This is a genomic window from Kitasatospora herbaricolor, assembly GCF_030813695.1.
GTDB lineage: Bacteria > Actinomycetota > Actinomycetes > Streptomycetales > Streptomycetaceae > Kitasatospora > Kitasatospora herbaricolor.
This window is the reverse complement of the sequence record NZ_JAUSVA010000002.1, coordinates 4,516,097-4,541,842: the sequence shown is the minus strand read 5'-3', so window position 1 is coordinate 4,541,842 and position 25,746 is coordinate 4,516,097. Positions and strand designations below refer to the sequence as shown.

Annotated in this window: 20 protein-coding genes; 4 read left to right on the top strand and 16 right to left on the bottom strand. The window is 66.4% G+C overall.

Translation table 11 applies throughout. From position 1 onward, the window contains the following. Positions 1-29 precede the first annotated feature (29 nt). Positions 30-584 carry a MauE/DoxX family redox-associated membrane protein gene (locus tag J2S46_RS20310; protein WP_191288605.1) on the bottom strand — a complete coding sequence of 185 codons (555 nt, stop codon included), beginning with the start codon at positions 582-584 and terminating at the stop codon, positions 30-32. Between the two features lie 171 nt (positions 585-755). Continuing rightward, on the bottom strand, positions 756-956 hold the full coding sequence (locus J2S46_RS20305; RefSeq protein ID WP_229912234.1) for a hypothetical protein: 201 nt from the start codon (positions 954-956) through the stop codon (positions 756-758). 863 nt (positions 957-1,819) lie between these two features. On the opposite strand from J2S46_RS20305, the gene J2S46_RS20300 reads away from it, so the two are divergent. Next, positions 1,820-2,572, top strand: a complete 753-nt coding sequence (locus J2S46_RS20300; RefSeq protein ID WP_229912236.1) for a restriction endonuclease — start codon at positions 1,820-1,822, stop codon at positions 2,570-2,572. Here the strand turns inward: J2S46_RS20300 and J2S46_RS20295 are convergent. From J2S46_RS20295 to J2S46_RS20280, 4 genes are all read right to left on the bottom strand, one after another. After that, positions 2,562-3,293 carry a M48 family metallopeptidase gene (locus J2S46_RS20295; RefSeq protein WP_191288606.1) on the bottom strand — a complete coding sequence of 244 codons (732 nt, stop codon included), beginning with the start codon at positions 3,291-3,293 and terminating at the stop codon, positions 2,562-2,564. The two genes, J2S46_RS20300 and J2S46_RS20295, sit on opposite strands and share 11 nt — an antisense overlap. A gap of 48 nt (positions 3,294-3,341) precedes the next feature. Then, the gene (locus J2S46_RS20290) at positions 3,342-6,599 is read right to left on the bottom strand and encodes a type I restriction endonuclease subunit R (protein ID WP_191288607.1); all 3,258 of its coding nucleotides are present in this window, start codon (positions 6,597-6,599) and stop codon (positions 3,342-3,344) included. A 156-nt stretch (positions 6,600-6,755) separates the two neighbouring features. Further along, positions 6,756-8,003, bottom strand: a complete 1,248-nt coding sequence (locus tag J2S46_RS20285) for a restriction endonuclease subunit S (protein WP_191288608.1) — start codon at positions 8,001-8,003, stop codon at positions 6,756-6,758. Continuing rightward, entirely contained in the window at positions 7,996-10,443 is a 2,448-nt protein-coding gene (locus tag J2S46_RS20280; protein WP_191288609.1) for a type I restriction-modification system subunit M, read from the bottom strand. Before J2S46_RS20280 ends, J2S46_RS20285 begins: the two co-directional genes overlap by 8 nt. 115 nt (positions 10,444-10,558) lie before the next feature. Between J2S46_RS20280 and J2S46_RS20275 the strand changes: the two genes are divergently transcribed. The 3 genes from J2S46_RS20275 (at position 10,559) to J2S46_RS20265 (ending at position 15,166) form a co-directional block, all read left to right on the top strand. After that, the gene (locus tag J2S46_RS20275) at positions 10,559-12,649 is read left to right on the top strand and encodes a 3'-5' exonuclease (protein ID WP_191288610.1); all 2,091 of its coding nucleotides are present in this window, start codon (positions 10,559-10,561) and stop codon (positions 12,647-12,649) included. 17 nt (positions 12,650-12,666) lie between these two features. Next, the gene (locus J2S46_RS20270; RefSeq protein WP_191288611.1) at positions 12,667-14,475 is read left to right on the top strand and encodes an ATP-dependent nuclease; all 1,809 of its coding nucleotides are present in this window, start codon (positions 12,667-12,669) and stop codon (positions 14,473-14,475) included. 142 nt (positions 14,476-14,617) lie between these two features. Next, positions 14,618-15,166, top strand: a complete 549-nt coding sequence (locus tag J2S46_RS20265) for a GNAT family N-acetyltransferase (RefSeq protein ID WP_191288612.1) — start codon at positions 14,618-14,620, stop codon at positions 15,164-15,166. A 79-nt stretch (positions 15,167-15,245) separates the two neighbouring features. Here the strand turns inward: J2S46_RS20265 and alaS are convergent, their stop codons facing one another. The 10 genes from alaS to J2S46_RS20215 all read right to left on the bottom strand — a co-directional run bounded on the left by alaS (position 15,246) and on the right by J2S46_RS20215 (position 25,743). Then, positions 15,246-17,900 carry an alanine--tRNA ligase gene (gene alaS, locus J2S46_RS20260; protein WP_191288613.1) on the bottom strand — a complete coding sequence of 885 codons (2,655 nt, stop codon included), beginning with the start codon at positions 17,898-17,900 and terminating at the stop codon, positions 15,246-15,248. A gap of 295 nt (positions 17,901-18,195) precedes the next feature. Further along, entirely contained in the window at positions 18,196-18,381 is a 186-nt protein-coding gene (locus J2S46_RS20255; protein ID WP_191288614.1) for a hypothetical protein, read from the bottom strand. Further along, the gene (locus J2S46_RS20250; RefSeq protein ID WP_191288615.1) at positions 18,378-19,709 is read right to left on the bottom strand and encodes a serine hydrolase domain-containing protein; all 1,332 of its coding nucleotides are present in this window, start codon (positions 19,707-19,709) and stop codon (positions 18,378-18,380) included. Before J2S46_RS20250 ends, J2S46_RS20255 begins: the two co-directional genes overlap by 4 nt. Next, a complete protein-coding gene (locus J2S46_RS20245; RefSeq protein WP_191288616.1) occupies positions 19,706-20,611 on the bottom strand; it encodes an aKG-HExxH-type peptide beta-hydroxylase in 906 nt (301 codons plus the stop codon). Before J2S46_RS20245 ends, J2S46_RS20250 begins: the two co-directional genes overlap by 4 nt. A 102-nt stretch (positions 20,612-20,713) precedes the next feature. Continuing rightward, entirely contained in the window at positions 20,714-20,854 is a 141-nt protein-coding gene (locus J2S46_RS20240; protein WP_191288617.1) for a hypothetical protein, read from the bottom strand. A gap of 109 nt (positions 20,855-20,963) precedes the next feature. Then, positions 20,964-21,821 (bottom strand): protein kinase domain-containing protein, encoded by an 858-nt coding sequence (locus J2S46_RS20235; protein ID WP_191288618.1) that lies wholly within the window; start codon positions 21,819-21,821, stop codon positions 20,964-20,966. Further along, positions 21,781-22,467, bottom strand: a complete 687-nt coding sequence (locus tag J2S46_RS20230; protein WP_191288619.1) for a nucleoside/nucleotide kinase family protein — start codon at positions 22,465-22,467, stop codon at positions 21,781-21,783. Before J2S46_RS20230 ends, J2S46_RS20235 begins: the two co-directional genes overlap by 41 nt. 5 nt (positions 22,468-22,472) lie before the next feature. Continuing rightward, positions 22,473-23,219 carry a hypothetical protein gene (locus J2S46_RS20225; protein ID WP_191288620.1) on the bottom strand — a complete coding sequence of 249 codons (747 nt, stop codon included), beginning with the start codon at positions 23,217-23,219 and terminating at the stop codon, positions 22,473-22,475. Further along, positions 23,216-23,848 (bottom strand): hypothetical protein, encoded by a 633-nt coding sequence (locus J2S46_RS20220; protein ID WP_191288621.1) that lies wholly within the window; start codon positions 23,846-23,848, stop codon positions 23,216-23,218. Before J2S46_RS20220 ends, J2S46_RS20225 begins: the two co-directional genes overlap by 4 nt. After that, positions 23,845-25,743 (bottom strand): radical SAM/SPASM domain-containing protein, encoded by a 1,899-nt coding sequence (locus J2S46_RS20215; RefSeq protein WP_191288622.1) that lies wholly within the window; start codon positions 25,741-25,743, stop codon positions 23,845-23,847. Before J2S46_RS20215 ends, J2S46_RS20220 begins: the two co-directional genes overlap by 4 nt. Between the last annotated feature and the right edge of the window lie 3 nt (positions 25,744-25,746).

Sequence of the window (25,746 nt, the reverse complement as noted above, 5' to 3'; positions counted from 1 at the left end):
TGAAGGCGGCCGATGAAACGGCAGGGAGATCAGGAAGAACTTCGGGGGGCCGCCTTCGAAGGGTCGGAAAAGACGTCGGCAAGGATATCGGTGGCAATGATGAGGAGACTGGTGCAGACAGCGGCAAAAATACTGAGCAATGCTTCCGGGAAATGCGGTAGATAGGCCGTTCCGGGGTCGGCTGCGAACGCGGTGACGCAGCCTGCCGCCGCCGCCGCGAAGAGTACGCAATTCCGGACGACATGGGCCATTCCGACCGGTGTCGCGGACACGCCGAAACACGAGCAGGCGGCGTCGATCCGGCGCCGGAGCACCGAGACCAGGACGGCTGTGAACACCACGGTCAGCCCTGCCGCCAGGGCGTACGCCCAGGGTGCGATCGCCGGTACCCAGACCGCCGCCGCGAGCAGGGCCTCCAGCAACGGCACGGCCACCACGATCTGCCCGGTCAGCCGCTCCGGCGCGACGCGCATCTCCCGCACCGCCGCCGCGAACTCCTGCGGGGCCCGGGCCTTGCCCGCCGCCGAGGCCGCGAAAACGATGGTCACCACGCAGCGGAAAGCCAGTTCCAGGTACTCGTTCATTCATCCCCCAAAGGACGGTGCCGTGTTCCTGCCGCCACCCGTCGGTGGCGGCAGGAACACGGCCCGCTCGACCGAGGCGCGCGCCGGCCGTCAGGTCGGGCGGCGGGCGGTGCGGGCGGCCTCAGGAATGCCGTCCCGCCCATGCCCGGAACCGAACATGATCAATGGTGCTCAGCAGGCGCCGTACACGTAGGTGTACGTGCACGACGGGGCCACCGCGCAGTTCCACGAGCAGCAGAACTTGGTGACGAGAGTGTCACCCACGCAGTAGGTGGAGCTGCCCGCCGGGCAGGCACAGTAAGCCTCGGCGGTTTCCTTGCGCAGCACTCGCGAGAGCGCGCGGTCGGTCATCTCAAGAATTGCCTGAACCATGGATCCTCCACGACTGCGAAGACGGATGCGTTTGGTCGATCCAGCGCTGGCGAGATCTCGTGGCGAAAACCTATCGAACACGTCCTAGGTTGTCTAGACCAAGTTTGATCTTGGGTCTCATTATTCGAGAATGCCGAGGTCAAGGGGTGTGCGATGCATTCTCGGACGGCGTCATGAAAAAGCGGACCAGTGAATTCCGGCAGCCCGAATTGACCCGTACGCCAGATTTCAGGCGTGTGACGTGGTGTGTCCCGGCGATTGGCGGATACCGGCACCGGGGGGTGTGCACCGCACCGCACCGCCGGCTCGAAGGGGCGTTGTCGGCGCCGGCCTATGGCAGGTGCGCGTCAGTCGTCTGGGGCCAACTCCATAACTGAGTCGCGCACCCCTGCAGTTGGCGATTCCGGGCAACGAGAAAGCCCCAGGTCGTTGACCTGGGGCTTTCCTTCGGAGCGGGCGACGAGAATCGAACTCGCGCTATAAGCTTGGGAATCTTTGGCCCTTCGGCCCCAAAAAGGGCCCTGACCTGCGGCGATACCTGGCCAGGTGGGCACATGAGGCGATCAGTTCTGGCCACTGCGGACCATCGTTCGCCGCCCGTTCTGGCACGGATTTGGCACGGCCTGATCAGGTCCCCCGATCAGCGCTCGCTCGCGGGCTCATGGACGACGTGCCGCCGCACCTCAGCCTCTCACGCCGAGCGCCCAGTTCACAGATCTGACAGCCAGTTTGCCATCGACGATCACGACCAGTCGTAGGAAGCCCACAGAACCGCCTCCTGGGGTGACGAGTTGCGAGGCGGTCTTCCCACGAGCCCTCTCCGTGCCTAAAACTGCTGACCGGGATCTTGGGAGGGGGACCGCATGGCCAAGCGAGGCGGACGTCGCTCATCCGGGCGGAAGCGCCGGAACAACCTGTGGAAGGCAGCCACCGTTGGCGCCGTTGTGCTGCTGCTTCTCCTCACGGCTTTCTGGTCGCTGATCTGGCCGTACCTCCTCGGCGCAGCCGGGATCAGTGGTGTTGGCGCACTGGGGTGGCGGCTATGGCGCACTGACCGCCTCCTTCGCAGCGGCGATCGGAAGTGGCGGGCCGAGGAGCTGGTGCGGGCCGGCCACCGGACGCTCGCCGACGTGGACAAGATGACCGGCACCGAGTTCGAGGAGCTGGTCGCCGACCTCTACCGCCGAGACGGCTGCTCCGAGGTCCAGCGAGTAGGAGAGGCCAGCGACAACGGAGCTGACGTGCTCGGCCGCCTGCCGGATGGCCGGAAGATGGTGATCCAGTGCAAGCGCTACACGCCCACCGCCTCCATCGCGAGTCGCGAAGTCCGCGACCTCCCGGGCGCCAAGCAGCACTTCAAAGCAGACATCGCCATCTTCGTCACCACAACCCGCCTCACCCGCCCCGCCGAGGTCTTCGCCCAGAAGAACGCGATCATCGCCATCCACCGCGACCGCTTCGGCGTCTGGAACAGCGGCGCCACCCTGGAGTCGCTTGGCCCACGTGAGCGGAACCGGCCAAGGCGACCCCCGCCATCGCGTCTTGTGGAAGAAGACCTACCAGGCCGACGGCCGATAGGTCCTACCCACACCCGGCGTTTCGCCTTCAAGTGGTGATCTTTGTTTCCGGAAGCCAGAGATCGGGACCGAGCCGTCTCAGCCGGTCGCGACGGGCACCGCAGTCGGGCATGGCCCGCTGAACCATTCGCCAGAATCGTTCGCTGTGATCGGGCACGTGCAGATGGGCTAGCTCGTGCACGAGCACATAGTCGATCAGATCGGGCGGCAGCTGCATGGTCGCCCAATGGATGTTGAGATGGCCATGCAGCGAGCACGACCCCCAGCGATAGCCCAGAGGACGGACCCGGAGTTCACCGTAAGCCACGTCCAACCGCGCGGCCCACGGCTGTAGCCGGTCAGGCAACCAGCTCTCACCACGCCGGGTGTACCAGGCGATCAGGGCCATGGACGGGTCGCGGAGCACATCCTGTCGGATCTCCAGCCGACCTCGCAGCAACCGCACGTCGGCCGGGCTGGTCTCGACCACTAGCAGCCGATGGTTGCGCCCCAGGTAGGGAAAGCCCTCGCCGGAGACGTACTCACGCGAGGGTCTGCCGTTGCTCAGCGACTCGCGTTCGGCGAGCTTGCCGTACAGCCATCGCCGCCGGCTTCTGATCAGCTTGACCAGCTCGGCTTGCCCGGTCCCCGGGGGGACGGTGGCGTTGACCGTCGAGTCACGCTCGACGGTCAGCCTGACCTGCCGCCGATGCTCGCTGACCCGCACCTGTACGTCGAGGTCGTCGACTCGCAGGACCTCGACGGCCGCTGAACCTTTCACGGTCACATCCTGGCACCCGTCGCCGACATTCCCCACCAGGTCCGGCGATCAGGGGCGCGGAATCTCCGTACGACGGTGTCTGATCACGTCCACCAACTGGTCGGCGAGTGAGTCGACCTTGTCGATCGCCACCGTGTCCATGGCGATCAGCCACTGGATGGTCTGACTCCGGAAGTCCTCTTGGTCGACCGGGCTCCGCCAAAAATCACGCCGATGGGTCACCTGCTGGGCGATGGTGAACACACCAGTGCTGATGTCGCACAACCACCGGTCGGTCTCCGGGTCGATCACCCCGTCCCGCGCGATTTCCTCCAGTATGACGCCGTACAGCGCCCGTTCGACCGGGCTGAGCGGGTCGTCCGGCGCAGGGCGGTCCGCTCGCAACTCGGCCACCAGGTTGGCGAGGAGCGCGGCCTGCTGCTCCCAGTTCTCAGCGAATTTGCGCAGGATCTCTTCGAGGCGCTGGCTGAGCTGCTTGTAGAACCTGGGGTCCTTGCCCCGGTTAATCTCGATGTGATCCCGTACGGCGTGCTCCATCTCCGAGGCACGGGTTCGCGCACCGGGAAGTGCCGCTACCTTCTCCTCGAAATCGTCCGCTGTCAGCGACACCGGGGGCAGCTTCTGGTCGATGCCGAGTGAAAGCAGGTGATCGTCGAGCAGTTGCCGGACCTTCGCACCGTACGCGCTGGGGTCGAAGTCGCCACCGTCGACTCGGAACCTGCGCTTGGCCCGCATCGCGATCTCCGCATAGAGGGTGGCGTCATTGAGGAAGGGGCGCACGGTCGGCTCGGGCAGGATGACGTCGATGGTGGTGAGGAACCGCTTGAGCTCGGCCTCGAACCTGTCAAACCGGGCCCCGTCGTTCAACAGAAGCACACAGTCCTCCAGGGTCGTCCCGGAGGGGGTCACCCCGTGGTCGGTGAAGACCGCTAGGAGGCGGCGACGCATCGGATCCAGCTTGGCGACTTCCTCGCGGAGGTCGACGAGGACTCCATCGACATCGTCGGCGGCGTAGGCCCTGAGCGCTTCGGTCAGATGGTTGGCGACCCCGAAGTAGTCGACGACATAGCCGCACTTCTTGTCCTTGGCCGGCCGGTTGACGCGGGCCACCGCCTGCAACAACTCGGCCTGCTTGAGCGAGCGGTCGATGTAGAGCACTTGTTCGATCGGTGCGTCGAAGCCGGTCAGCAGCATTGACTTGACGATCAGAAATGCGACCGGGTGGTCATCCGGGCCGAGTTCCGGCGGAAACGGTTTCGTGAAGTCGTCGACCCTGCGTTCCTGCGGTTTCTGCGCGGTCCACTCGGCGAAGCGCTCCTCGTGGTCGTCAGTGCCCGGTGAGATGACGGGCACAAAATCCATGGCGCGGAGCAGGTCGAGATTCCGGTGCGCGTTGACTTGCGCGATCTGTCGGGCGGTCAGTTGGTCCAGCGGAGAGTCGAGCAACCGCGCCGGGACAGTCTCGGCCTGGCGGACCAGTTCGTCCCTCGCGGCGAGCAGAGCCGCCCGGTAGCGCAGTGTCGCCTCCCTGCTGTTTGCCACCAACTGGGCCTTGAACCCGCCGGGCAGCACGGTCGTGACGTAGTGCCTGAGTAGGTGCCTGGCCTTGGCTGCGATCAGCTCTTCCGATTCGAGCACATCGCCCTTGGTGGCGTACCGGTGCTGCAGGGCCTCGCGGTCCTCGTCGCTCTGCTCGGCGAACAGGTCCTCGAAGACCTCGTCGAGGTCACGTCCGTCCCTGACCGCGCCCTTGACGGTATTGCCCTCGTAGAAGATCCGCACGACTGCGCCGTCGGCCTCGGCGTCGGCCAGCCGGTAGGTATCGATGATGCTGCCGAAGATCTGGGAGGTCTTCTTCTGCTTACCCATGATGATCGGGGTTCCGGTGAAGCCGATCCGGGCGCAGTTGGGCAGCGCCTCCAGCAGGTTCATGTGCAGTGTGGAGCCGTGCGACCGGTGCGCCTCGTCGATGAGGACCACGATCGCGGTGCCGTCGTTGAGTTCCCCAAGTGAGGGGACGGCCTCGCCCAGCTCGCCATCGGTGGACCGCGCCGCCACGTCCTGCTGCTTCTGGATCATCACGGCGACGATACCCGGGCCCTGGGCCGCCAATAGGTGCTTGGCCTGCTTGACCCTCTTGGCCTCCTCGACTTCTTCACCGGTGAGCCGGAGCGTCTCGGACAACTGTTTCTGCAGCTGGGTCCGGTCGGTGACAAGCACGACCTTGACCGCAGACAGTTCCGGGATCGACCGCATGCGGCGGACGAGGAATGTCATGGTGAGGCTCTTACCCGAGCCCTGGGTATGCCAGATGATGCCGCCCCGCTGGTCCTGGGCACCATCCTCCTCGCGCGTGTCACCGGTCAGCAGGCGCTCCAGGGTCTTCTCGACTGCGCGGTACTGCTGGTAGCGCGGTGCGGCCTTGATCCGGATGCCGTTGTCCAGTGTCATGAACGTCACGTAGTTGTGGATGATCTGCAACAGCCGCTCAGGGTGCAGAACAACGGCGGTGAGCCGGTTCTGCTCGGTGACGGACCGCTCGTCGCACTCAAGCCCTGCCGCGATGACCGCATCGGTCAGCGGATACGGATCGCGCCAGGGTACGTAGTGCTCGGTGTCGGCCGTGAAGGTGCCCAGGCGTGCCCGCTCCCCGCAGGTCGCCACGGTCAGCTGGACGCTGTGGAAGAGCTTTGGATTTCCGGTGGGGATTCGACTGCGGCCCTGGCCGGCGTACCGCTTCAGCTGCGTCACCGCCGCGGCGATTGCGTCGCCCTTACTGGGCTTCTTGCACTCCACGACGACCAAGGGGATGCCGTTGACCAGCAGTACCGCGTCGGGTGCGATGTGCTTCAGCCCGCTGGTGCCCGGCACGTCGACCCGGAACTGGGACACGACCACGAATTCGTTGCGCTGCCAGTGCTTCCAGTCGATGAAGTGAACGCGCTGATCCCGGCCTCCGTCCCAGCCTGGCAGTCCAGGCACGGTGACGCCCTTGATCAACAGCTCGGTCGTCAGCTCGTTGGCCTCCAGCAGACCCCTGGCCGTAATCCGAGTCAGCTCACCCAGCGTCTGGCTGATTCGCGCGTCGTCCAGCCAGGGCGCCCCATCCGGCCCCGGGTTGATGTCACGCAGCGCCTTTCGCAGTCGCGACTCCGCCAGCACCTCGGCGAACGACTCTCGCCCGGACGCCGTCGGGTCCTCTGGCTTGAACGCGCCCTCCGTCTGGCCCGGCAGGTGTTCCCACCCCATCAGCATCAACTGGCGGAGCAGTGGAGCCTCAACCTGTACATACTCTGGCCCGGACACGAGCGCCCCCTCGCTTCACATCGGCATACGTTGGCAGCAACCCAAATCATTGCTTATGGACACCGCACCACGCTACGGAGATCCTATTTTCCCGACTGTCGCCCCTCAACCACAAGCCGGGCCAAGTCATCTGGGCGCCGAGGCACACCTGACCGTTCAGACCCGAACCCGCCCAATCAACAGGTCTTCCATAATCCCCTGCTTGAGCTCCCGAAGCTTAAGCAGCTCCGCCTGCCGAAGGCTGATTATCTTGCGATGTGCCGCATCAAGACGGCAAATACGCTCCATGTCCGTCGCCGAATATGGGACAACCAAGGCGCGGATGGATGACTGGCTAATGTTCTTCATGCTCGCACTGGTCCCGGTGGCCGCAATCTGAATCTGCGTTCGCACCTCATCCACCTCCAGTGCCAGATTGACAAATTCGACCGAAGATTTCCTACCATCAACCACCAGGCGGAGCGTTTTGTCGCACAGCATCAGATTTGATGGAACTTCTTCAACAATGCAGCTAAGCCCAACAAGATCAGCAGTATTTGCCCGCGTCATGATCAAATCACCTGGCTGGACGCATAGGCTTTCTTGATGGAGCACCCTGTGCGGGGCTACCTTATTCTCCATTGGGCGAAACCCATGCCGCCCTACCGCGCTTACCTTGAGGACGCCCCACTCACCACTAGCCGCTGGCCGATCTTCCAGGTCCGGGCTATTTCCCGCGTCGATTCGCGACACCAAAGAGCCAAGTCGAATCGCAGACCAGCCATCAACCGATAGTCCATCAATCTCCCGAAAGCGCGAAGCTTCGACTGAACGAATAAGCCCTAGCCCAGGATCCATTGCACGCCGCAACGCACCCGAGCGCAGAAGTCGCAGCTTCGAAGCTTCAAGAAGAGCAGTCTCAATTTGATCATCAACCGCATCGAGGACCTCTGCGATCCGCCGCTGCTCCTCCGAAGGTGGGAGCAAAAATTGGTACTCAGCCAATTCCGATCGATTAATCTTTGGAATTCCGCTACGTCCAGATACGGAATCAGCAAATCGCGAGAAATCCTCACCCAGAAGGATTGCCTGAAGGAACCTCGGCTCGATTTCATTTCGAGATCTTAGTGGATACATGTCAGCCGAGCAAAGTCCTGGAAATCTCGCCAGCACTACTTTTCGAAGCGCGGGACGGATCTTACTGTATACAACGTCGCCGGCCTGGACCACGTACTTGCCGCTAATAGCTCCCTGCTCTGCGGCGGTACTGATGGAGATCAGTCGACCAGTTCCAGGCTCCACGTGATCCGGCGCGATAAGAGGTTGATCACGGTACGACCGCTGGGTGGGATCTACTTGTGTCTTTGGCAGGCTGACGAGCTCTGCTAGAAATCGCATTTTCCAGCCGTCGGGAACACTATGCATAGCCGAGCTCCCGCAGCATCTCATCAACTCGGACGGCCGCAACCGCGCGCTGGGCTTCGAGTTCGGGAAGGGTCACCGCATACTTGGCGGCCCACCTGCTATACCGGTCAATCAGGGCCCTGCGGCCAATAGCGAGGCAGGTGTCGAGACGGCGACTGAGGTCGGCCTTAAGGATTCGCATGACCAAGTCGGGTTCGGTCTCGGCCATGTGAATCTCACGGACGCCCCTGCCAAGCTCCTCAACAAAGGTGGCCTCCAGCTTGCGGGCCTCGGACTTGGCTGCGGTGAGCTGAGCGCGAAGGCGTTTCAACATGACGGGATCGACGTCCTCGACCTCGTCGTCCTCATCCTCAGAGGTCGCAGTGACGGCCTTCACCTTGGCATCGAGTTCGGCCCGCAGATTCTCCGCCTCTTCAAGCTCGCTGAGGTAGTCGGCGAGAACGTATGGGACCAGCGGATGTTCCCGAGTCTTACGCTTGGCAGCTGCCTGACGCTGGGCGTTCAGTACCGCCGCTTCGTCATCCGCGAAAGCGGTCTGGATCGTCGCCAGCCAACCCTGGACAACTCCACTAAACTGGTGGAAGGCCAGCGTGCGGATGTCGTATTGAACACTTCCCCACCAGGAGGCGACCGCGCCAGAGAGCTGAAAGCGGTCGAGTATGACGAGGGGTTCGAGTTCTGCGACGAAGGACTCCAGCAGCTCGGCGCGGGTGTCCATAACCTTGCGGGTATCGGGCAGCTCACGCAGGCGCTTGCTGTGCCGACTCCACCACTCATCGAAGGCGTCTCGCATACGTGCTTCAGCGGGCGCGGCCAGTTCGGGGATGCGGTCAGCAGCCGACCGCCAGCCATCCGCCGGGAATTCGTAGTAGCCGGCGTCCCGTTCGACGAATAGAGAGTGCACGTCCACGCCGTATGCCTGGAAAGCGGCCTCGTGTTCACGGACTTCGGACTTCGGGACACCGCCGTGAAGATGTGCCCAGACATCTTGGGGCTCCGGCGGCGGGGTATTGTCGACATAACGCCGGATGTTGAGGTTGAACTGGTTGTCTTCGAGCTCCTTGAGCGATACCACGCGGGCGAAGCCTGGAATGTCATGTGTCGGGTCGGCCAGATAGGCGCGGTAGGCGGCGACGATCTTCTCGGCGTGTTCGGGTTCGAGGTAGTTCTGGGCGCGGCCGGACAGGTACTCTCGGTCAGCATTGATGAACAGAATCTTGCCCTGGTGGGAGGCTCGGCGAAGGCCAGGGCCGCGCAGGATGAGAATGCACGCCGGGATGCCAGTGCCATAGAACAGGTTCGAGGCGAGGCCGATGACGGCCTCCAGCCGGTCGTCCTCGATTACCTTCCTTCGGATCACCTGTTCCTCGCCGCCACGGAACAGCACGCCATGGGGCATGACCGTGGCGCCGATGCCGCCTGGCCGGAGCACCGCAAGCACATGCTGGGCGAACATCCAGTCGGCCTTCTTGCCGGTTTCGGGGGTCCAGCCGTATTCGAAGCGGTCGGAGTGCTTCATCCCGGCGCTCACGTAGTTCTGCGAGAACGGCGGATTCGTGAGCACCCGGTCGAAGAGCGTCAGCGTCGAACCGTCTGGCTCGATGTGCAGCGGATTGGCGAGAGTGTCCTCGTTCTCCAGGTCGGCGTTGACGATCCCGTGAAGGATCATATTCATCTTCGAGATGGCCCAGGTGCCGCCGTTGGCCTCTTGGCCGTACAGTCGCAGGTCCTGAGCATCCTCACCGGCCTCCGCGACGTACTCCTTCGACATGATCAGCATGCCGCCAGAACCGGCGCACGGGTCGTAGACCCGCATGCCCGAGTGCGGATCGACCAGGCGCGCCATCATCCGGACGACGCCGCGCGGGGTGTAGAATTCCCCGCCCTTCTTACCCGCCGAGTCGGCGAACTCACCAATGAGGTACTCATACGCGGCGCCCAGCAGATCGGGGAACTCGAAGTCCTCGTTGCGGAGCCGGTAGCGGTCGAAGTGCCTGATCAGGGCCCGTAGTTTCTGGTCCGACAGCGACGTCTTGCCGACCTTGCGGTTGAAGTCGATGTGCCCGACCACGCCCTGCAGTGCTGTGACGTTGGCGGTCTCCAGCGCGGCCAAGGCCTTGTTGAGCAGGTCCGCGACGCCGTTCTCGGCCGACTTACCGACCAGATGCCTCCAACGGGCCGCCGTCGGCACGAAGAAGTCGCCACCCCGGTAGAACGCCCGGTTGTCGGCGATCTCTCCGGCCTGGGCCTCTGTCCGGCCCGCCTCGATCTGCTCAGTGATGACCCGGGCCCGGATCGTATCGAACTGGTCGGAGCAGCGCTTGAGGAACAGCATCCCGAAGATGTACTCCTTGAACTCCGAGGCATCCATCTTGCCGCGCAAGATGTCGGCCGCGCCGAACAGATGCGCTTCCAGCTGCGGCAACGTCAGCTTCGCCACAGGCGGAGCCCCCAGTCGTCAGTCAAGGCGGGTCAGAGAACCTCATACGATACTGCCCTGCACAGATCATCAACGACCTACCATGAGGGTCGCACACCCCGTCGGAGGAGTGACCGTGCCGCAGTTGGCGATCGCCAAGGAGTTCCTCTCTGAGTACGCCAAGCTGGAGAAGCCGGTCCAGAAGGCTGTGCAGGCCGCACTCGGCAAGTTTGCCCAGGCCACGCACGCGGGACTGCATCTGGAGAAGCTCAATCGAGCCGAAGACCCTCGGATCAGGACGATCCGGATCAATCAGTTCTATCGCGGAGTCGTCCTGGCACCGGTGACCGGAGAGCTCTACTGCCTGCTGCGTGTCCTGCCGCACGACGAGGCGATCACCTGGGCTACGACGAGGCTGTTCACCGTCAACCACGTCCTCGGCGTCCTGGAGATGCGCGATGAGACACGGCTGCAGAACATGGCCGGCACACTGCGTCTGGCAGCCGAGACTACACCGGCCCGGCTGTTCGATCATGTCCAGGATTCGGACCTCCGCACACTTGGCATCGACGATCAGGTGCTTCCTATCGTCCGACTGCTGACCAGGGAGGCGCACCTAGACGCCCTCCAAAACATGCTGCCGTCACTGCAGTACGACGTCCTCGTTGCACTGGCCTCGGGCATGTCGATCGAGGAGACCTGGGGAGAGGTCAGTAAGCATCTCGTCAACGCTGCCAAGCCCGACCAGGTAGAGCCGGATGACCTGTCCGCGGCAATCGAGCGGACCCCCGACCAGGTCGCGCTCGTCAGCGGTCCCGAAGAACTCGAGAAGCTGCTGCGTCCCCCGTTCGCGCTGTGGAGGATCTTCCTTCATCCGATGCAGCGCCGGATTGCCTACCACGACCCCTATTCCGGTTCGGTGATGATCACCGGCGGCGCGGGCACTGGCAAGACGGTGACTGCCCTGCACCGGGCTGCGCATCTTGCCGGGTTCTACGACAGCGGCACGCCGATTCTGTTGACCACATACAGCCACCCACTCACCGCTGAGTTGACCCGCCAACTGAACCAGCTCGTCGAGAATCCCGGGGATCGCGACCGGGTCGAGGTGATTACCACGAGCAAGCTTGCCTCGTCAGTGGTCAGCAATCGGCATGGCGGTCGCCCGGAGGTGCTCACGTCCCGCGAACTCGTCAGTCTGGCCGACAGCGTGCACCCGGACTACGCCGGGGAGTTCCTGGTCGACGAATGGGAACAGGTGGTCCTCTCCCAGGACATCACCACGCTGGATGCGTACCTGGCGGCCGCACGTGCCGGTCGCCGCCGGGCTCTGCCCCGATCCGAGCGGCCGTTGGTCTGGGCCGCCATCGAGGCGGTGCGTACCCAGCTAAGAAACTGCGGGCGCTGGTCGGTCCTACAGCTAGCCGATGAGGCGGCACGGATCCTGCGGCAGGAGGACGGCCCAGCCATCTACCAGCACATCATCGTCGACGAGGCCCAGGACCTGCACCCCGCGCAGTGGCGGCTGCTCAGGGCGGCTGTCCGCCCGGCTGAGGACGATCTGTTCCTTGTGGCGGACCCGCATCAGCGGATCTGGCAGCACCGGGTACCGCTGAAGAACACCGGGGTCAACATCGTTGGCCGGACGCAGCGGCTCACCGTCAGCTACCGCACTACCCAGGAGATTCTCATCTGGGCAGTCAGAGTGCTGGGGCTGGTATCCGAGGAGGAGCTCGACGGCTGGCCCGACAGCCGGGAAGGCTACGAATCGCTTATGCACGGGCGTCGACCGATCGTCCGGCGGTTCACTGAGTGGTCCGAGGAGCGCGCCGCCGTGGTCTCCCAAGTCCGGGCCTGGTTGGCCGACGGCGTTGAACCTGGTGCGATCGCCGTCGCGGCCCGGGTCAGCGCCAAGTCCGACGACGTGGCGAACGCCCTTCGCTCCGCAGGCATCGAATCCGAGCCGCCAGGCCCGTCCGGCGGCCGGGTCCAGGTCGGCACGATGCACAGTATGAAGGGCCTGGAGTTCCAGTGCGTTGCGGTCGTCGGCGTCCAGGACAGGGTGGTACCGCACGAGCGGGCGATCGTTCCACTGGAAGTCGACAGGGCCGCTCACCTGGAAAGTGTGCAGAGGGAGCGATGCGTGCTCTACGTCGCGTGCACTCGCGCGCGTGACCGGCTGTACGTGTCGTATTCAGGGGCTCCCAGCCCGTTCCTCCCCCGCTGACATCGAGGAGCCTCTCCATGCGCCCCCTACGCGTGGCCGTCCGGAACATTCGCGGCGCCCTCGACGTCGAACTGCACCTACGTCCATTCGGCGCGCTGATCGGCCCGAACAATGCGGGAAAGTCCACCCTGATGGATGCCGTCCTATTGTTCTACGGCGCACTGGACTGGGACGAAGCCCGAGACCTTCCCTGGCACACGGAGCCTGGCAGAGAGTCCTGGGTGCAGATCGACTACAGCGTTGACGCCGCCGAGGCTCGGCAGATCGGCGTCGACCTCGTCGATGGCGATCTCCTCCGGATCCGGCGCTGGTTCACCAAGAGCAACGATCATCTTGCCGGGTCCTACTACCTGATCCCCCAGGATGGTGGCGAACCGCAGCCGACCGGCTGGACCAGTGCGGCCAAACTCGGTCAGTGCGTCCACATCCCGGCGATCAGCAACATGGCCGACCACACATCACTTTCTGGTCCCTCGCCGTTGCGGGACGTACTGCTCCTCGCCTTCTCCGAGCGACACATCGAGACCTTGCTCATGAGTGCCAGAGCCGCCCTCGGGATGCTGAGCAACGCCTTGCAGGAAGGGCCCATCACCGACCTCGAGAGCGATCTGGACGACGCGCTGATGCCCTGGGGCCTGTCTGCGAAGGTCGACGTAGGCGAGCTGTCCAACGAGCTGATCATGCGTCATCTCATCGAGTTGCGACTCCACCAAGAGGGCACCCATCGCCCCCTGGAGACCCAGGGGTCCGGCGTTCAGCGCGCTATGATCGCCGCGCTGATCCAAGCGGCGGCCAAGCTACGGGCCAAAGCCAAGGAGGGGACATTCCGCTGGATCCTGTTCGAAGAGCCCGAGGCGTTCCTCCACCCCTCCCAGGTGACGAGGCTCGCCCACGACCTACATAAGCTCGTCGCCGCTGGCAACACGGCAGTGACGATCACCACCCACAACGCGTCCGTTCTAGCGGCGGCCGAAACCTCCCTTGAGACGATCACCCGGGTGCACCGTTCGCTTCACGGGATCGAGGTGGCATCGCCCTCCCCCGCTCTGGTCAACAACGTTCTCGCGGACATCCACGCCCGCTCGGCCTACGCCATGGGCTCTCGTTCCTGTTTCAAGACGGCCCGTCTGACAGCAGCCGACGAGGAACGGAATCGGGTTCTCTACGACCTGGATGCACACCGGGCCGCCGCATTCTTCGCCGACCGGGTGATTGTCGTCGAAGGTCCCAGCGACGTGTTGTTCTTCGAATGGCTGGCCCGTCGGGGCCTCCTGGCCGAGCTCGGCCCCAACGTCGGCGTACTGAGCGCCTTCGGCAAGTTCGAGCTGCATCGCGCGGCGAGCACCCTCTCCCTGTTCGGCATTCCGCATGTCGTCCTCTGGGACGAGGACGCTGTCATGGCCACCAGCCAGAACGACCGTAAGAAGAGGTTGTGCGAGGACGGTTCCGCGCTCACCGCGCTGGCGGCGTCCGCCAACGATCCCGGATCATCCTTCGTCGGCGCGGTTCGTCTCACCGGCACCATCGAGCGCTGGCTCGGCATCACGGAGGAGAAGGACAACCCCTGGAAGGCGGCCAACATCGGCGCGTCCCTCGGTCAAGCCTACGCGGACCCGTCTTCTCTGCTGCCCGCACGTGTCAACGGCCTGCTGGGCGTGCTCGCAGACCTGTTCGTGGGCCGGGATATCGCTTCCTACCAGCAGCTACCGGGCTTTCAGGACGCGCTGATCTCGGCGACCCTGTCGCCGCCGGCCGTCAATCTTCCATTCGAGGTAGCGACCTTCCCGCGCACTACATGCAGCTGTCCGGTACCCGCGTGGCCATGACGCTTCCACGCTGTCTCTGCTCGGCGTCGGCACTGGCCCCGCGTGCCGCTGGTGACCGGTCGGCGGACACTGGGAGAGCAGCGATGGGATCAGAGGCAGCAATCATCGGCTGCCCCGGTGCGGCGTAGAAAGGTGTGGAGCGATGACCATGCCAATGGGCCCAGGGCAGAGGTCGGCTTTTACGACCGATGTCGTCGAGGTGCGGCCTTTCACGGCGGATGATTCGGCTGCGGAGCTAACCCTCCTTCTCCACCAGGCTTACGCCGATCATGCTGCGGCAGGGCGGGTCTTCTTCGCGTCGTACCAGTCTGCGCAGGACACGGCCGAACGCGTATCCAAGGGTGAGTGCTGGCTCGCAGTCATGGAGGAATCGCTAGTGGGGACGGTGACGGTGGCGGCTCCTTTCGCGGCCCCGGAGGGGTACCCGGCTCCAGCGGGCGCGGGGTCGTTCTGGCAGCTGGCTGTGGAGCCGGCGCAGCGGGGCACCGGGCTGGGGCAGCGGCTGCTGACGCTCGCAGAGGAACGGATTGCCGCGTTGGGTTGCGGACAGGTAGTGATCGACACGTCGTCCGAGGCGAGCGAGCTGGTCGGCTGGTACCGCCGGCGTGGCTACGTCCCGGTGGACACGTGGCGGTGGAACGTCACCAACTACGAAAGCGTCGTCCTGGTGAAAGACCTGCTGGCCCGCTGATCGTGGTGGCGGAGGCATGCACCGGGCGGCGGCTCCGCGTGGGGACCGCCGCCCACAGCATGCCCATGCACGCAGACGTCTACTGGTTGAGGGCATGGGTCGCCTCCTGGACGGCGATGCTGAGAGCCTCGTCGAGGGCTTCGACGCGGCGGCCTCCGGCGTTGGCGACCGGTCCCTTGCCGCCTGTTCCGCCGCCTACGGCGCGGGCGGCAGCGGCGAGGATCTGGCTGGCCTCAGCTCCGTCGCTGAGGAGACTGGGCGTGATGGCGGCGACGAGCAGGGCCTTGCCGTCGTGTTCGGTCCCGAGGACGACCACGGCGCGGTCGTTGCGGAGGTGGTCGGCTGTGCCAGCGGCGAGAATGCGGAGGTCAGCCGCCCCCAGCCCCGTGACCCGCTGCGAGACGATTCGGCCCCCGGGGACCTGGCGGGAGCCCAAGGCGAGCTGTCCCGCCTGGCTCCGCAGTTCGGCCTCGCGCAGGCGGGCGAGTTCCCGCTGCGCGGTGGCCAGGGCGTCGAGGCGCTTGTGCAGGGCCTCGGGGGCATCCTTCGGGCGTGTGCCGAGGAGTGTGGAGAGTTCTTCGAGCAGGCGGCGCTCGGTGTCGTGATGGCGCAGGGTGCCGTGGCCGGTGAGGGCTTCGATGCGCCGGAGGTTGGAGCCGACCGAGGATTCGCTGAGCAGGCGGAAGGCACCGACCTGGGAGCCGTGGCCGACGTGGGTTCCGCCGCACAGCTCGCGGGAGAAGTCGCCGATGTCGACGATGCGCACGGTGTCGCCGTACTTCTCGCCGAACAGGGCGATGGCGCCGGCGGCCTCGGCTTCGACGCGGTCGGCGTGCCAGGCCCGGACGGCCGGGTCGTCGAGGACGTGGCCGTTGACGGCGGCTTCGATCTCGGTGAGCTGGTCGGGGGTGACGGCGGAGAAGTGGGCGAAGTCGAAGCGGAGCCGGTCGGGTTCGACGAGGGATCCTTGTTGGCGGGCGTGGTCGCCGAGGGTGGCGCGGACGACGGCGTGCAGGATGTGGGTGGCCGAGTGGGAGCGCATGAGGCCCTTGCGGCGGTCGGCGTCCACAGCGGCTTCGCCGTTCGCTCCGGTACGGATCTCGCCTTCGATCACGCGGGCGCTGTGGACGCGGAAGCCGTCCAGGCCGTATCGGGTGTCGGTGATCCGGAGCAGGGTGCCGTCAGTGGTGCGCAGGGTGCCGGTGTCGCCGATCTGGCCGCCGGCCTCGGCGTAGAACGGGGAGCGGTCGAGGACGAGTTCGACGTCGGCGCCTTCGGGGGCGGTGGTGGTGACGGCTCCGTCGGAGATCAAGCCCAGGACAGTGACCTCTGCCGTGAGGTGGTCGTAGCCGAGGAAGTCGGTGCGGGGCAGGTGGGCGGACAGCTCGCGGTAAGTGTCCTGCTTGCGCAGGGCTTCGGTGGTCTTGGCCTTGCCGCCGGCCTTGGCGCGCTTCTTCTGCTCGTCCAGCAGGGTGGCGAAGCGGTCGTCGTCGACCGTCAGTCCGGCGTCGTGGGCTGCCTCGACGGTCAGTTCGAGGGGGAAGCCGAAGATGTCGGCCAGTTCGAAGGCGGCCTCGCCGGGCAGCGTGGTGGAGCGGGTCTCACGGGTACGGGTGATCGCGGCGTTCAGCAGCCGGGTGCCCTGCGCGAGGGTACGGGTGAACGACTCCTCCTCGGCGGTGACGACCTGCTCGATGAGGGCGGCTTGGTCGGAGAGTTCGGTCCAGACGTCGCTGAGGTTGGCAATCACGCTGCTGGTGGTCGGCGCGAGGACGTCCCGGTCGATGCCGAGCAGGCGTGCGTGGCGGACCGCGCGGCGCATGAGGCGTCGCAGGATGTAGCCGCGTCCGTCCTTGGCGGGCAGGACGCCGTCTGCGATGAGGAAGGCGATGGAGCGGGCGTGTTCGGTGACGACCTGGAAGGAGATCTTCTCCTCTTTGGTGCCGGGGTAGTCGCGGCCTGCGAGTTCCTGGACCGCCTTCAGGGTGGGCAGGAGCAGGTCGGTGGTGCAGACGTTCTCGACGCCCTGGAGGATCGCGGCGAGCCGATCGAGGCCGAGGCCGGTGTCGATGCTCTGCTGGGCGAGGTCGCCGAGGATCGGGAAGTTGCCCTTCTTGTCGCCCTCGCCGCGCTGGGACTGCATGAAGACGAGATTCCAGATCTCCATGTAGCGCTCGCCGTCGACGGCGGGGCCGCCCTCACGGCCGAAGGCCGGCCCGCGGTCGTAGTTGACCTCGGAGCACGGGCCGCAGGGGCCGGGGACGCCCATGGACCAGTAGTTGTCCTCCATGCCGAGGCGTTGGATGCGTTCGGCGGGGACGCCGATCTTGCGCCAGAGCTGTTCGGCCTCGTCGTCGTCCTCGTAGACGGTGATCCAGAGTCGGTCCTTCTCCAGGTTGTAGCCCTGGGTGAGGAGTTCCCAGGCGAAGGCGATGGCGTCGGCCTTGAAGTAGTCGCCGAAGGAGAAGTTGCCCATCATCTCGAAGAACGTGGCGTGCCGGTTGGTGCGGCCAACGTTGTCGATGTCGGAGGTGCGGGCGCACTTCTGGATGCTGGTGGCACGGCGGTGCTCCGGGGCGACCTCGCCCAGGAAGTAGGGCTTGAACTGATTCATGCCGGCGTTGGCCAGCAGCAGCGTGGGGTCGGAGGGGCTGAGCGGGCTGGACGGGACCTGGCGGTGGCCGCGGGAGGTGAAGTAGTCCAGGAGGGTGGAGCGGATCTGCGTCGAGCGCATGGCGGATGGCTCTCACGGAATAGTCGTGGAGAGTGGGGGGTGATCACACGCCGAGCCGGGCCGAGAACGGGGACTCAGGGGTTCTCAGTTCTCCAGCTCGACGCAGATAGCTCGCGCCCCCACGGTGTAGACCATGACTCCAGATCCGTCGCTCACAGGTGGTGCAGCCAGCACTGAGAGAACGGTGTGCTGGTGGCCGCACAACCAAGATAGCGGCTCCGGCGTCAAGATCGCCTGACTTCCTCGTCCTGCTGCCGCAGGCCTACCAGAACGAGCAGTGCAGCGATCACGTCCATCAGGTGTGGGAGGACGACGTCGACGCCAGACTGGGCGAGCACGGCGGGGCGGCGAAGCCCAGCCCGCGCCGACCGCCGTGCTCCAGCCGCGCGCGGGCGACGTGCACGTCGGCCTCCAAGTCGCCGACGAATACGGCTTCCCAGGGGGCGAATCCGAGCTGTCCGAGGGCTGGCAGCGCTGTCATTGGCGCTTGAAGTTGAGGCCTGGAGCACGGTCGAGGTCCAAGGTGAAGGCATCAGGCGCGGCATCGTTCCCGTCGGCCGACCGCAGGGTCAGCCGGTAGCCCGGGCCGTCGTGGCTGAGCGGTCCTGAACTGACGAGTTGATCGCCACTGCCTCGTCGCCATAGGTAGAGGGCGCCACGCTTCTGAGTGAGCCGGAGCATTCCGGGTACGTCGGTGCAGACGAACGTGCCGAGACCTGTATGGCCGGCGATGTCGGGCTGAGTACTGTCTCCGTTTGCGCGGCTCGGATCCCTGGACGCCATGGACACCTCGTCTGCTGCTCTGGCGAGTACGCCCTCCAACTCGTCGATGTGATTCCTTCGGAGCTCGATGCAGAGCCGCGCAGCGACACGGTCGGCGGCGATGGTGTCGCTGTTGGACATGCAGACGACACGTGCCCCCGTCGCAGCCAGATGGGCTGCTGCCGAGAACCCGTGCTCGTGGCCGTAGTGGAAGACACTGCGCTGTGCAGGACGAGTGTCCGCATACAGGCCAGCTCCGTAGAGGTAGGGGGTGCGGTCAGCGGCCCGATACGGGACAACGTCCTGATCAGGGAGCCCAAGACCGCCCTGGTGCCAGCGGTCGGAGAGGTGGCCGAGCCAGCGGTCGAGGTCGGCAGGGGTGGTCCAGAGGGTGCCTTGGCCGGGCAGAGCGGCGGGCTGGGCGGTGTGTTGCCAGCTGTTGGAGGTGGGCTGGTAGGCGCAGGCGGCGTGCGGGATGAGTTGCCGCATGTCGGTCTTGAAGTGGGTGGCGGTCATGCCGAGCGGGCCGAAGAGGCAGGTTGGGGCGAGATCAGCCAGATCGGTGCCGTGGACGGTTTCGAGGACTTTGGTGAGGAGGAGATAGTTGGTGTTGCTGTAGAGGAACTGGTCTGCGGGGACTGATCTTTGCTGCTGCCGGTAGGCGAGGTTGACCAGGTCGTCGGCGGTGTAGTGGTCGAGGTCGCGGAAGCCGGCAAGCGAGAGCAGGGACTCGGCGTCGCGTAGCCCGGAGCGGTGGGTGATCAGGTCGACGATGGTGATGTTGCGGACCTGGAGCCGAGGGAGCAGAGCGTTCGCCGGCTGGTCCAGCGCGAGCAGGCCGTCCTGGGCGGCAAGCAGGACGAGATGGGCAGTGATCTGCTTGGCGACGGAGCCGACGTTGAATGCGGTGTCGGGGCCGATCGAAACAGCGTGTTCGAGGTTGGCCAGCCCGATGTGCAGTTGGACGGCGGCTTCGCCGGGGCGGCGGACCAGGATCGAGATTCCGGGCTCGGCCACCGCCGATGCGCCGCAGTGGTCGGTGTTCACAGGCTGAGCGCCTGGTGGTGGACGGCGTGAAGGCGGGAGCGCAGGCCGTCGTCGCTGATCAGCTGCAGTGCGTGGGCGTGGTCGTCGCTGGTGCTGGCGAGCAGGATGCGCTGCTGGTCGAGGTAGGCAGCGAGGAAGCGTTGGAGGTCGCCGCTGGTGCGGTCCAGGACGCGGCTGGTGTAGATCATGGTGAGAGGGAACGCCCAACAGGCGTGGAGGAAGCCGAAGGCAGGCCGGGTGGTCTGCTTCCACGGTGAGTAGAAGAGCTCGCCGTCGTTGATCTTGCAGGCGGTCGCGGTGAGAGCGTCGTTGAGCCAGTTGTGGCTGGCCTCGTGGATCAGGTCGCGGGCGAGGACGACGGGGTCGCTGACGTGGTCGAGGAAGACGGTGCCGGGCAGGCGTGTGATGGTCCAGCTGTCCAGGGTGTCGCCGAGTTGCTTGGTGCGGAGCAGGCACGCGACGACGGCGTGGGTGGCCAGGAGGTCGGCGAAGCCGTTGCCGGCGGCCGTGGAGTAGGCGGAGGCCGCGATGCTTCGGAGGCTGAGCGGTGCCTGGACGGTTTCGGGGCGCAGGACGTAGTAAGGGGTCTCGGAGATCGGCGACCGGGGCATGTCGGCGCGGTCGGGGCTGAGGATAATGCGGGGGCCGACAGCGGTAGGGGTGAGCTTGTCGGTGGCTCCGGCGTCGGGGTTGGCCCCGTACCAGTCGAACAGGGCGGAGTCGCTGCTGCGGGCCGCGGTCTCGGAGCCTTCGAGCACGTGGTGGGCCAGGCTGTAGTCGAGTGCGGCGTCGCCGACCGGGGTTGGTGCGGTCGTGGGGTGGGTGACGCTGTGGATCTTCGCGATCCGGCTGCGGTGGAGGCGTTGGATGGGCGGGAAGTCGAAGGCTACGGGTGCCTCCACAGGTTCCTCCTCGGTGAGGTAAGGGGCCCTGGGGCAGGGCCGGATGACCCGGCCCCAGGGGTGTTCACCGCCAGTGCTCAGAGCGCCGGCGGGCGAGCGTGATCAGGTGGCGTCGACGTCGGTGGTCGGCCAGCCCTCGGCCGAGACGCTGGAGGTGTGGGCGGTGGTGCGGACGGTCTCGTCCTCGCCGCGCAGGTCCTCGACGGCGGCGAGGAAGTCGCCGATGCGGTCGTTGGTGTCCATATCCGTGCCTCTCTTGTTGATGGATGGAGCCGAGCTGTTCGTGCGGATGCTCGCGTCCGGGGCGGCGCTCTCGCCCTGCGCATGGTGGGGCCTCCTGGACGTGGGCGGGTCAGGTAGAGCGGCTGACGCTGCGGAGCGCGTCACGGAGTTCGTCCATGGCGGGCCGGTCGGCGGGCGCTTGGGCGAGGGAGGCGGTGATGGTGGCCGTCAGATCGCCCGGGAAGGCCATGGGTTCACAGGACGAGCTGAAGCGGGGGATGTCCGCGCGCAGGTACCGGTAGACGAGGACGCCGAGGCTGAAGACGTCGGCGGCCGGTGTGGCGTGGTCGTAGGCGGTGGCGTACTCGGGCGGCCAGTGGACCTCGGGGCTTCGGCTGGCCGGGCCTCGCGGGGTGTCGGTGCGGCGGGCCGCGCCGAGGTCCGTGATCAGGCCTCGGCCCTCGTGGATGAGGATGTTCTCCTGGTAGACGTCCCGGTGCACGATCCCGCGCTGGTGGAGGTTGTGCAGGCCGTCGGCGGCGTCGGCGAGGATGCCCAACCCCTGGCTGCGCGGAGTGTTGCCCATGAGGGCACGGAAGTTGCCGTCCGCGCAGTGGGGCATGGTGTACCAGTCGAAGCGTTCGCAGCTGCCGCGCTCGAGCAGGGGGACGACGTGGTCGGTTCCGCCGGCTACGCGGGTGAGTTCGGTCTCGTGGAGGAAGTCCCTACGCGCGAGATCCCGTTCGGGCTCGGTCATCTGCGCGTACCAGTAGAAGCCGTAGGCGGCGGGTCTGGTGGCTTCGTCGAGTTCGGCCAGGACGTGGTTACTGCCGAACCCGGCCTTCAGGACGATGGGGGTCTGGCCGGGGCGACTGGCTTTGACGAGTGTGCTGGCGCGGGTGAAGGCGAGGAGGCCGTGGACGTTCCAGCCGGAGTCCCGGACCTGGTCAAGGACCCATGCTGCGGGGTGGAGGGGGTGCAGGTTCATCGGCGGTTTCCTGTGTTCGGGGCTGCGGGACGGTGGTCTCGCGAAGCCGGTCGAGGCAGGCGGCGGCGAGGTGATCGAGGTCGGCCGTGGTGATGCAGGGGCGCCGCAGGACCGGCAGGCCGGTGGTCTCGGTCCACGCGTCGGCGGCCAGCTGATACAGATCTGCGAGCCGGTGAGCGGTGCCCGGATCTTCGACGAAGCGTCGAGCGGTCGCCCGGGTTGCGATCCGGGCGTTGCAGGTCTCGGGCGGGGTGGTGAGCAGGACGGTCAGCTGCGGCCAGACGGCGGACTGTTCAGCGAGGCGTTCGACGAATGTGCGGATTGGCCGCTGATGGAGCAGGGCGAGCAGGCACGCGGTCGAGAGGGTGAGCCGGTCGGCGATCACCGGCCCGAGGGTCAGGGCGGGGGTGAGGTTGAAGCGGGCGTGGAGGGCGAGATCCCAGCACGCGGCTTCCGATGCCTCGTCGGGGCTGGTTGCTGGGCGGCCGGCTCGTAGGCCGATGAGGGTCCGGGTGGCCGGCGGTGACAGCCAGGAGAACTGGCCGGTGTGGCTGAGTGGGATGCCCTTGTTGTGGGCGTCACTGAGGAGGCGGTCGCGAAGGGTGCTCTTCCCGGCGCCTGCGATTCCTTCCAGGGCCAGCAGCACCGCGGTCACCGCCGGTGCGGGGTTGCGGTGTCGGGCTCGGCAGCCAGCCAACTGATGAACTTGGCGGCGCGGCCCTGGACAACGGGGAGGGTGCCGTGGGTGAGCTGGGAGCCGTAGAGCAGTGCGGTGCCGGCTGCAGGGTCGACGCTCCAGCGGGTGCGGGGCATCTGCTGGAACCAGATGGCGGAGTTATCGGCGCCGTCGTGGGCAAGCCACATGCCGTCGGCGTACCCGTGGCGGGTGGCGTCGGCAGGCTGGGTGTTCCAGAGCTGGTCACTGGAAGCGGTTTCGACGAAGAACGCGCCGCCTGCTTCGGCTGAGGTGATCACGACGCTGATGCCGGCGATCTGTCGGGGCCAGGCGAGCGGGTCTGGGGCGATGCCGTCGAGGTGGCTGGTGATGTGCTGGCCGGGGCCGTACTCGACGTAGGTCCAGGGGCGGCAGGTGGTGATGGAGGGCATGACGCGGGCGAGGGCCGGGCGGGCGCGGTCGAAGGCGTGCTGCAGCAGCTTCTCCGCCTCGTCGGGGATGTTCGGGATCTCGATCCGTCCGGCGGGCTCGTAGACGGCCATGGCCTGCTCGGCGGTGTGGCCGGGGATCTCGTGGATGGAGATGCGGCGCTCGTCGCCGAAGCGGATTCGGTCCTGGGCTGCCAGGAAGCCGTTCATCAAGGCGGCGAGGCGGTTCTGCTCGGTGGCGTCGATGAAGTTCTCGACGCTGCCGATGCCGACGGTCTCGGCGATGTGGATCACCGGTTGTTCCTCCTCGTCTCAAGTACGCGGTGGACGTCGTCCAAGGCGGTGCAGTGGTTGAGCCAACTGACCACGGGGCTATGGGCGGTGGAAAGCGGGTCCTGCCACAGCGCGAACAGTTCGCCGGTCAGGGGCAGGTCCTCCGGGCTGGGCAGCAGTGGGTTGCTGCTGGTGGGGCCGAGTGATGCCAGGGCCGGGCATGCCGCGGCATGCTGAGCCGCAAACGGGTGCGCGAGGCGGGCGGCGGCTGCGGTGCGGCAGACCTGCCGGGCGCGGTCGACGGGCGGCTGGCGTTGGTAGGCGCGGTGCTCCGTGATGATCCAGGCGTCGGCGATGGCGGCGCCGGCGGTGGCGACCCGGCAGGTCGCGCAGCAGCTGCCGTCCCGGTGGGGGCACGGCGTGTGGTGTCCGGACAAGGTGGCGGCGATCTCGTCGAGGGCGGTCCACGCTGTGGTCGCTAGGAGGCCGTAGGCGGTGCGCTGGTGGGCGCTGGATCGGTGGTTGCAGCAGGCCCCTCCCCGGCCGGGTTCCTGGGCGGGGACGAAGACGGGGTCGATGAAGAGGGTGTGGAAGTAGACGATGCGGCCGAGGAGCTGGTGCAGCGTGACGTCGTCGATGGCCTTGGTCATGGACTCACCGCCTCGGGCTGTCCGGGTCCGGGGGTACGTCTGGTCGGGAGCGGGCAGGAGCATGCCAGGCTGAGGCTCGGATGTTCGTCGCACAGAGCGTCCGCGAACACAGCTGTGGCCTCGTCCAGGTGGGCGAAGTAGTCCTCCCAGCCGTGGCCGGCGGCCGGCTGGAGGGCGAGGTCGAGGACGGGCGTCGCTGCTCCGGTGGTCTCGCAGGTCAGCTCCGAGCGGCCGAGCGTGACAGTGACCGAGGCCGGCAGCCCGGATGCCGCTGCTGTGGCGGCACGGCAGAGAGCAGCGGCAGCGCGGGTGTACTCGCCCTGGTCGCGCGCGAGGATGCCGACCTTGCGTACAGCGGGGTCCAGGTCGAGGCCCGCGTAGGCGTGGCCCTCGCAGCTGTCGTACGTGATGAGGTTCCAACGGCGGGTGACGGTGTGGACCAGGGGCCAGACGCCCGGTTCGATGGCATCGCGCCACTGCGGGTGGGAGGGGTCGAGGTCATCGGCCTCGTGGATGCCGGGTCGCCCGACGGTGTTGATGTTGCCGTGGGAGCTGGTGTGCAGTCTGACCGTTTCGCGGGGCGCGGTGCGGTCGTCCCAGCGGGCGGCGAAGCCGGCCACGTCTCGCATGCTGTTCGGGGTGCGGGGGCGCCAGCGCAGGGTCCGGCACCAAGCGCCGTCGGGGTGGATGGGTTGGGCGAGCAGGGCGGCGATGCCGTCGATCATGCGCATCCGGTAGTCGCAGTAGGCGTCCTGGTCGCTGGCCAGGTTCATGCGCCAGCGGGTGGCGACGCAGCCTCCGCCGCAGGTGCTGCGGTAGTCGCAGGTCGTGCACTTGTTCATCAGGGCCTTGCCCTGGTTCAGGAGGTTGGAGCCCTGCTGGGCCTCGGTGATCTCGCGTTGGTCGTTCGTCGTGTCCAGGAGGGTGAGCTGGGCCTGGGGCCAGGGCAGTTCGTCGCAGCTACCGAGGCGGCCGTCGGGGTAGAGGGTGACGTGGTCGCACTTGAGGTCGGAGAAGTGGCAGAACCCGGTCCCGAGTCCCCGGAGGCGCCGGATGGTGGAGACGGCCGGTTCGAGCTTGATGCGGGCGAAGTGCCCGGCGCTGATCCAGTGCGCGGTGGCGGCGAGGACGAACTCGGCGTACTCGTCGGGGTGAATCGCCCAGGCCGGTCCTCCGTCGGAGGCCACGGCTGCCTGCTGTAGCAGGCGGCTGGCCAAGGCCCGACGGCCCGTTGCCGCAGTGGGTCGACGGATGGTGGTGTCGAAGCAGGGGACGAAGCTGACGGCATTCACCGAGCCGAAGCCGGCGAGGTGGTCGAGGACGTCCTGGGCTCGGCCGAGTACGGCCGGGGTCACGGCGGCGATCACTCCGACGCTGCGGTCCCGCTCGGCCAGCAGGTTCAGCGCTCGGGCAACCCGAGGGTAGACCGGCTTGCCGTCGTAGCCGACCCGCCAGGCGTTGCCCTGGGCGTCGCCGTCCAACGAGATGCCGATCTGCAGCATCGGGCAGAGCTCCTCGAAGAGGTCGAGCCAGTCCTCGTCGAGCAGGACGCCGTTCGTCTGCAGGCTCACGCGAACGACCGTGGGCAGGGCGGCCAGCTCGCGGAGAATCTCGGCGATGTGCTCCGTGCCGGCGGTCAGCGGTTCGCCCCCGTGAATCTCGACGGCGAGGGGACGGCCCCGAAAGAGGGTGGCCAGGCGCCCGATCTGAGCGGCGCTGACCCGGGCTCCTCCGGGTGCCTCCTTGCGCTTCTCGTAGCAGTAGAGGCAGTCGATGTCGCAGGTCTCGCCGCGCACCTTAACGATGACCGACACCGCGGTACCGGTGTCGTCGGAGTCCAGGCTTCGGTAGAGCTGTTCGATCCCGTCGCGGTGCCGTTCGGTGCTGCGGTGCATCGA

Bases quoted from the DNA above. Each gene is read 5' to 3' on its own strand.
- J2S46_RS20265 (WP_191288612.1), top strand. From the start codon at position 14,618: ATGACCATGCCAATGGGCCCAGGGCAGAGGTCGGCTTTTACGACCGAT.
- J2S46_RS20300 (WP_229912236.1), top strand. From the start codon at position 1,820: ATGGCCAAGCGAGGCGGACGTCGCTCATCCGGGCGGAAGCGCCGGAAC.
- J2S46_RS20240 (WP_191288617.1), bottom strand. From the start codon at position 20,854: ATGGACACCAACGACCGCATCGGCGACTTCCTCGCCGCCGTCGAGGAC.
- J2S46_RS20220 (WP_191288621.1), bottom strand. From the start codon at position 23,848: ATGACCAAGGCCATCGACGACGTCACGCTGCACCAGCTCCTCGGCCGC.
- J2S46_RS20270 (WP_191288611.1), top strand. From the start codon at position 12,667: ATGCGCCCCCTACGCGTGGCCGTCCGGAACATTCGCGGCGCCCTCGAC.
- J2S46_RS20305 (WP_229912234.1), bottom strand. From the start codon at position 956: ATGGTTCAGGCAATTCTTGAGATGACCGACCGCGCGCTCTCGCGAGTG.
- J2S46_RS20255 (WP_191288614.1), bottom strand. From the start codon at position 18,381: ATGACAGCGCTGCCAGCCCTCGGACAGCTCGGATTCGCCCCCTGGGAA.
- J2S46_RS20235 (WP_191288618.1), bottom strand. From the start codon at position 21,821: ATGAACCTGCACCCCCTCCACCCCGCAGCATGGGTCCTTGACCAGGTC.
- alaS (WP_191288613.1), bottom strand. From the start codon at position 17,900: ATGCGCTCGACGCAGATCCGCTCCACCCTCCTGGACTACTTCACCTCC.
- J2S46_RS20310 (WP_191288605.1), bottom strand. From the start codon at position 584: ATGAACGAGTACCTGGAACTGGCTTTCCGCTGCGTGGTGACCATCGTT.
- J2S46_RS20215 (WP_191288622.1), bottom strand. From the start codon at position 25,743: ATGCACCGCAGCACCGAACGGCACCGCGACGGGATCGAACAGCTCTAC.
- J2S46_RS20285 (WP_191288608.1), bottom strand. From the start codon at position 8,003: ATGCATAGTGTTCCCGACGGCTGGAAAATGCGATTTCTAGCAGAGCTC.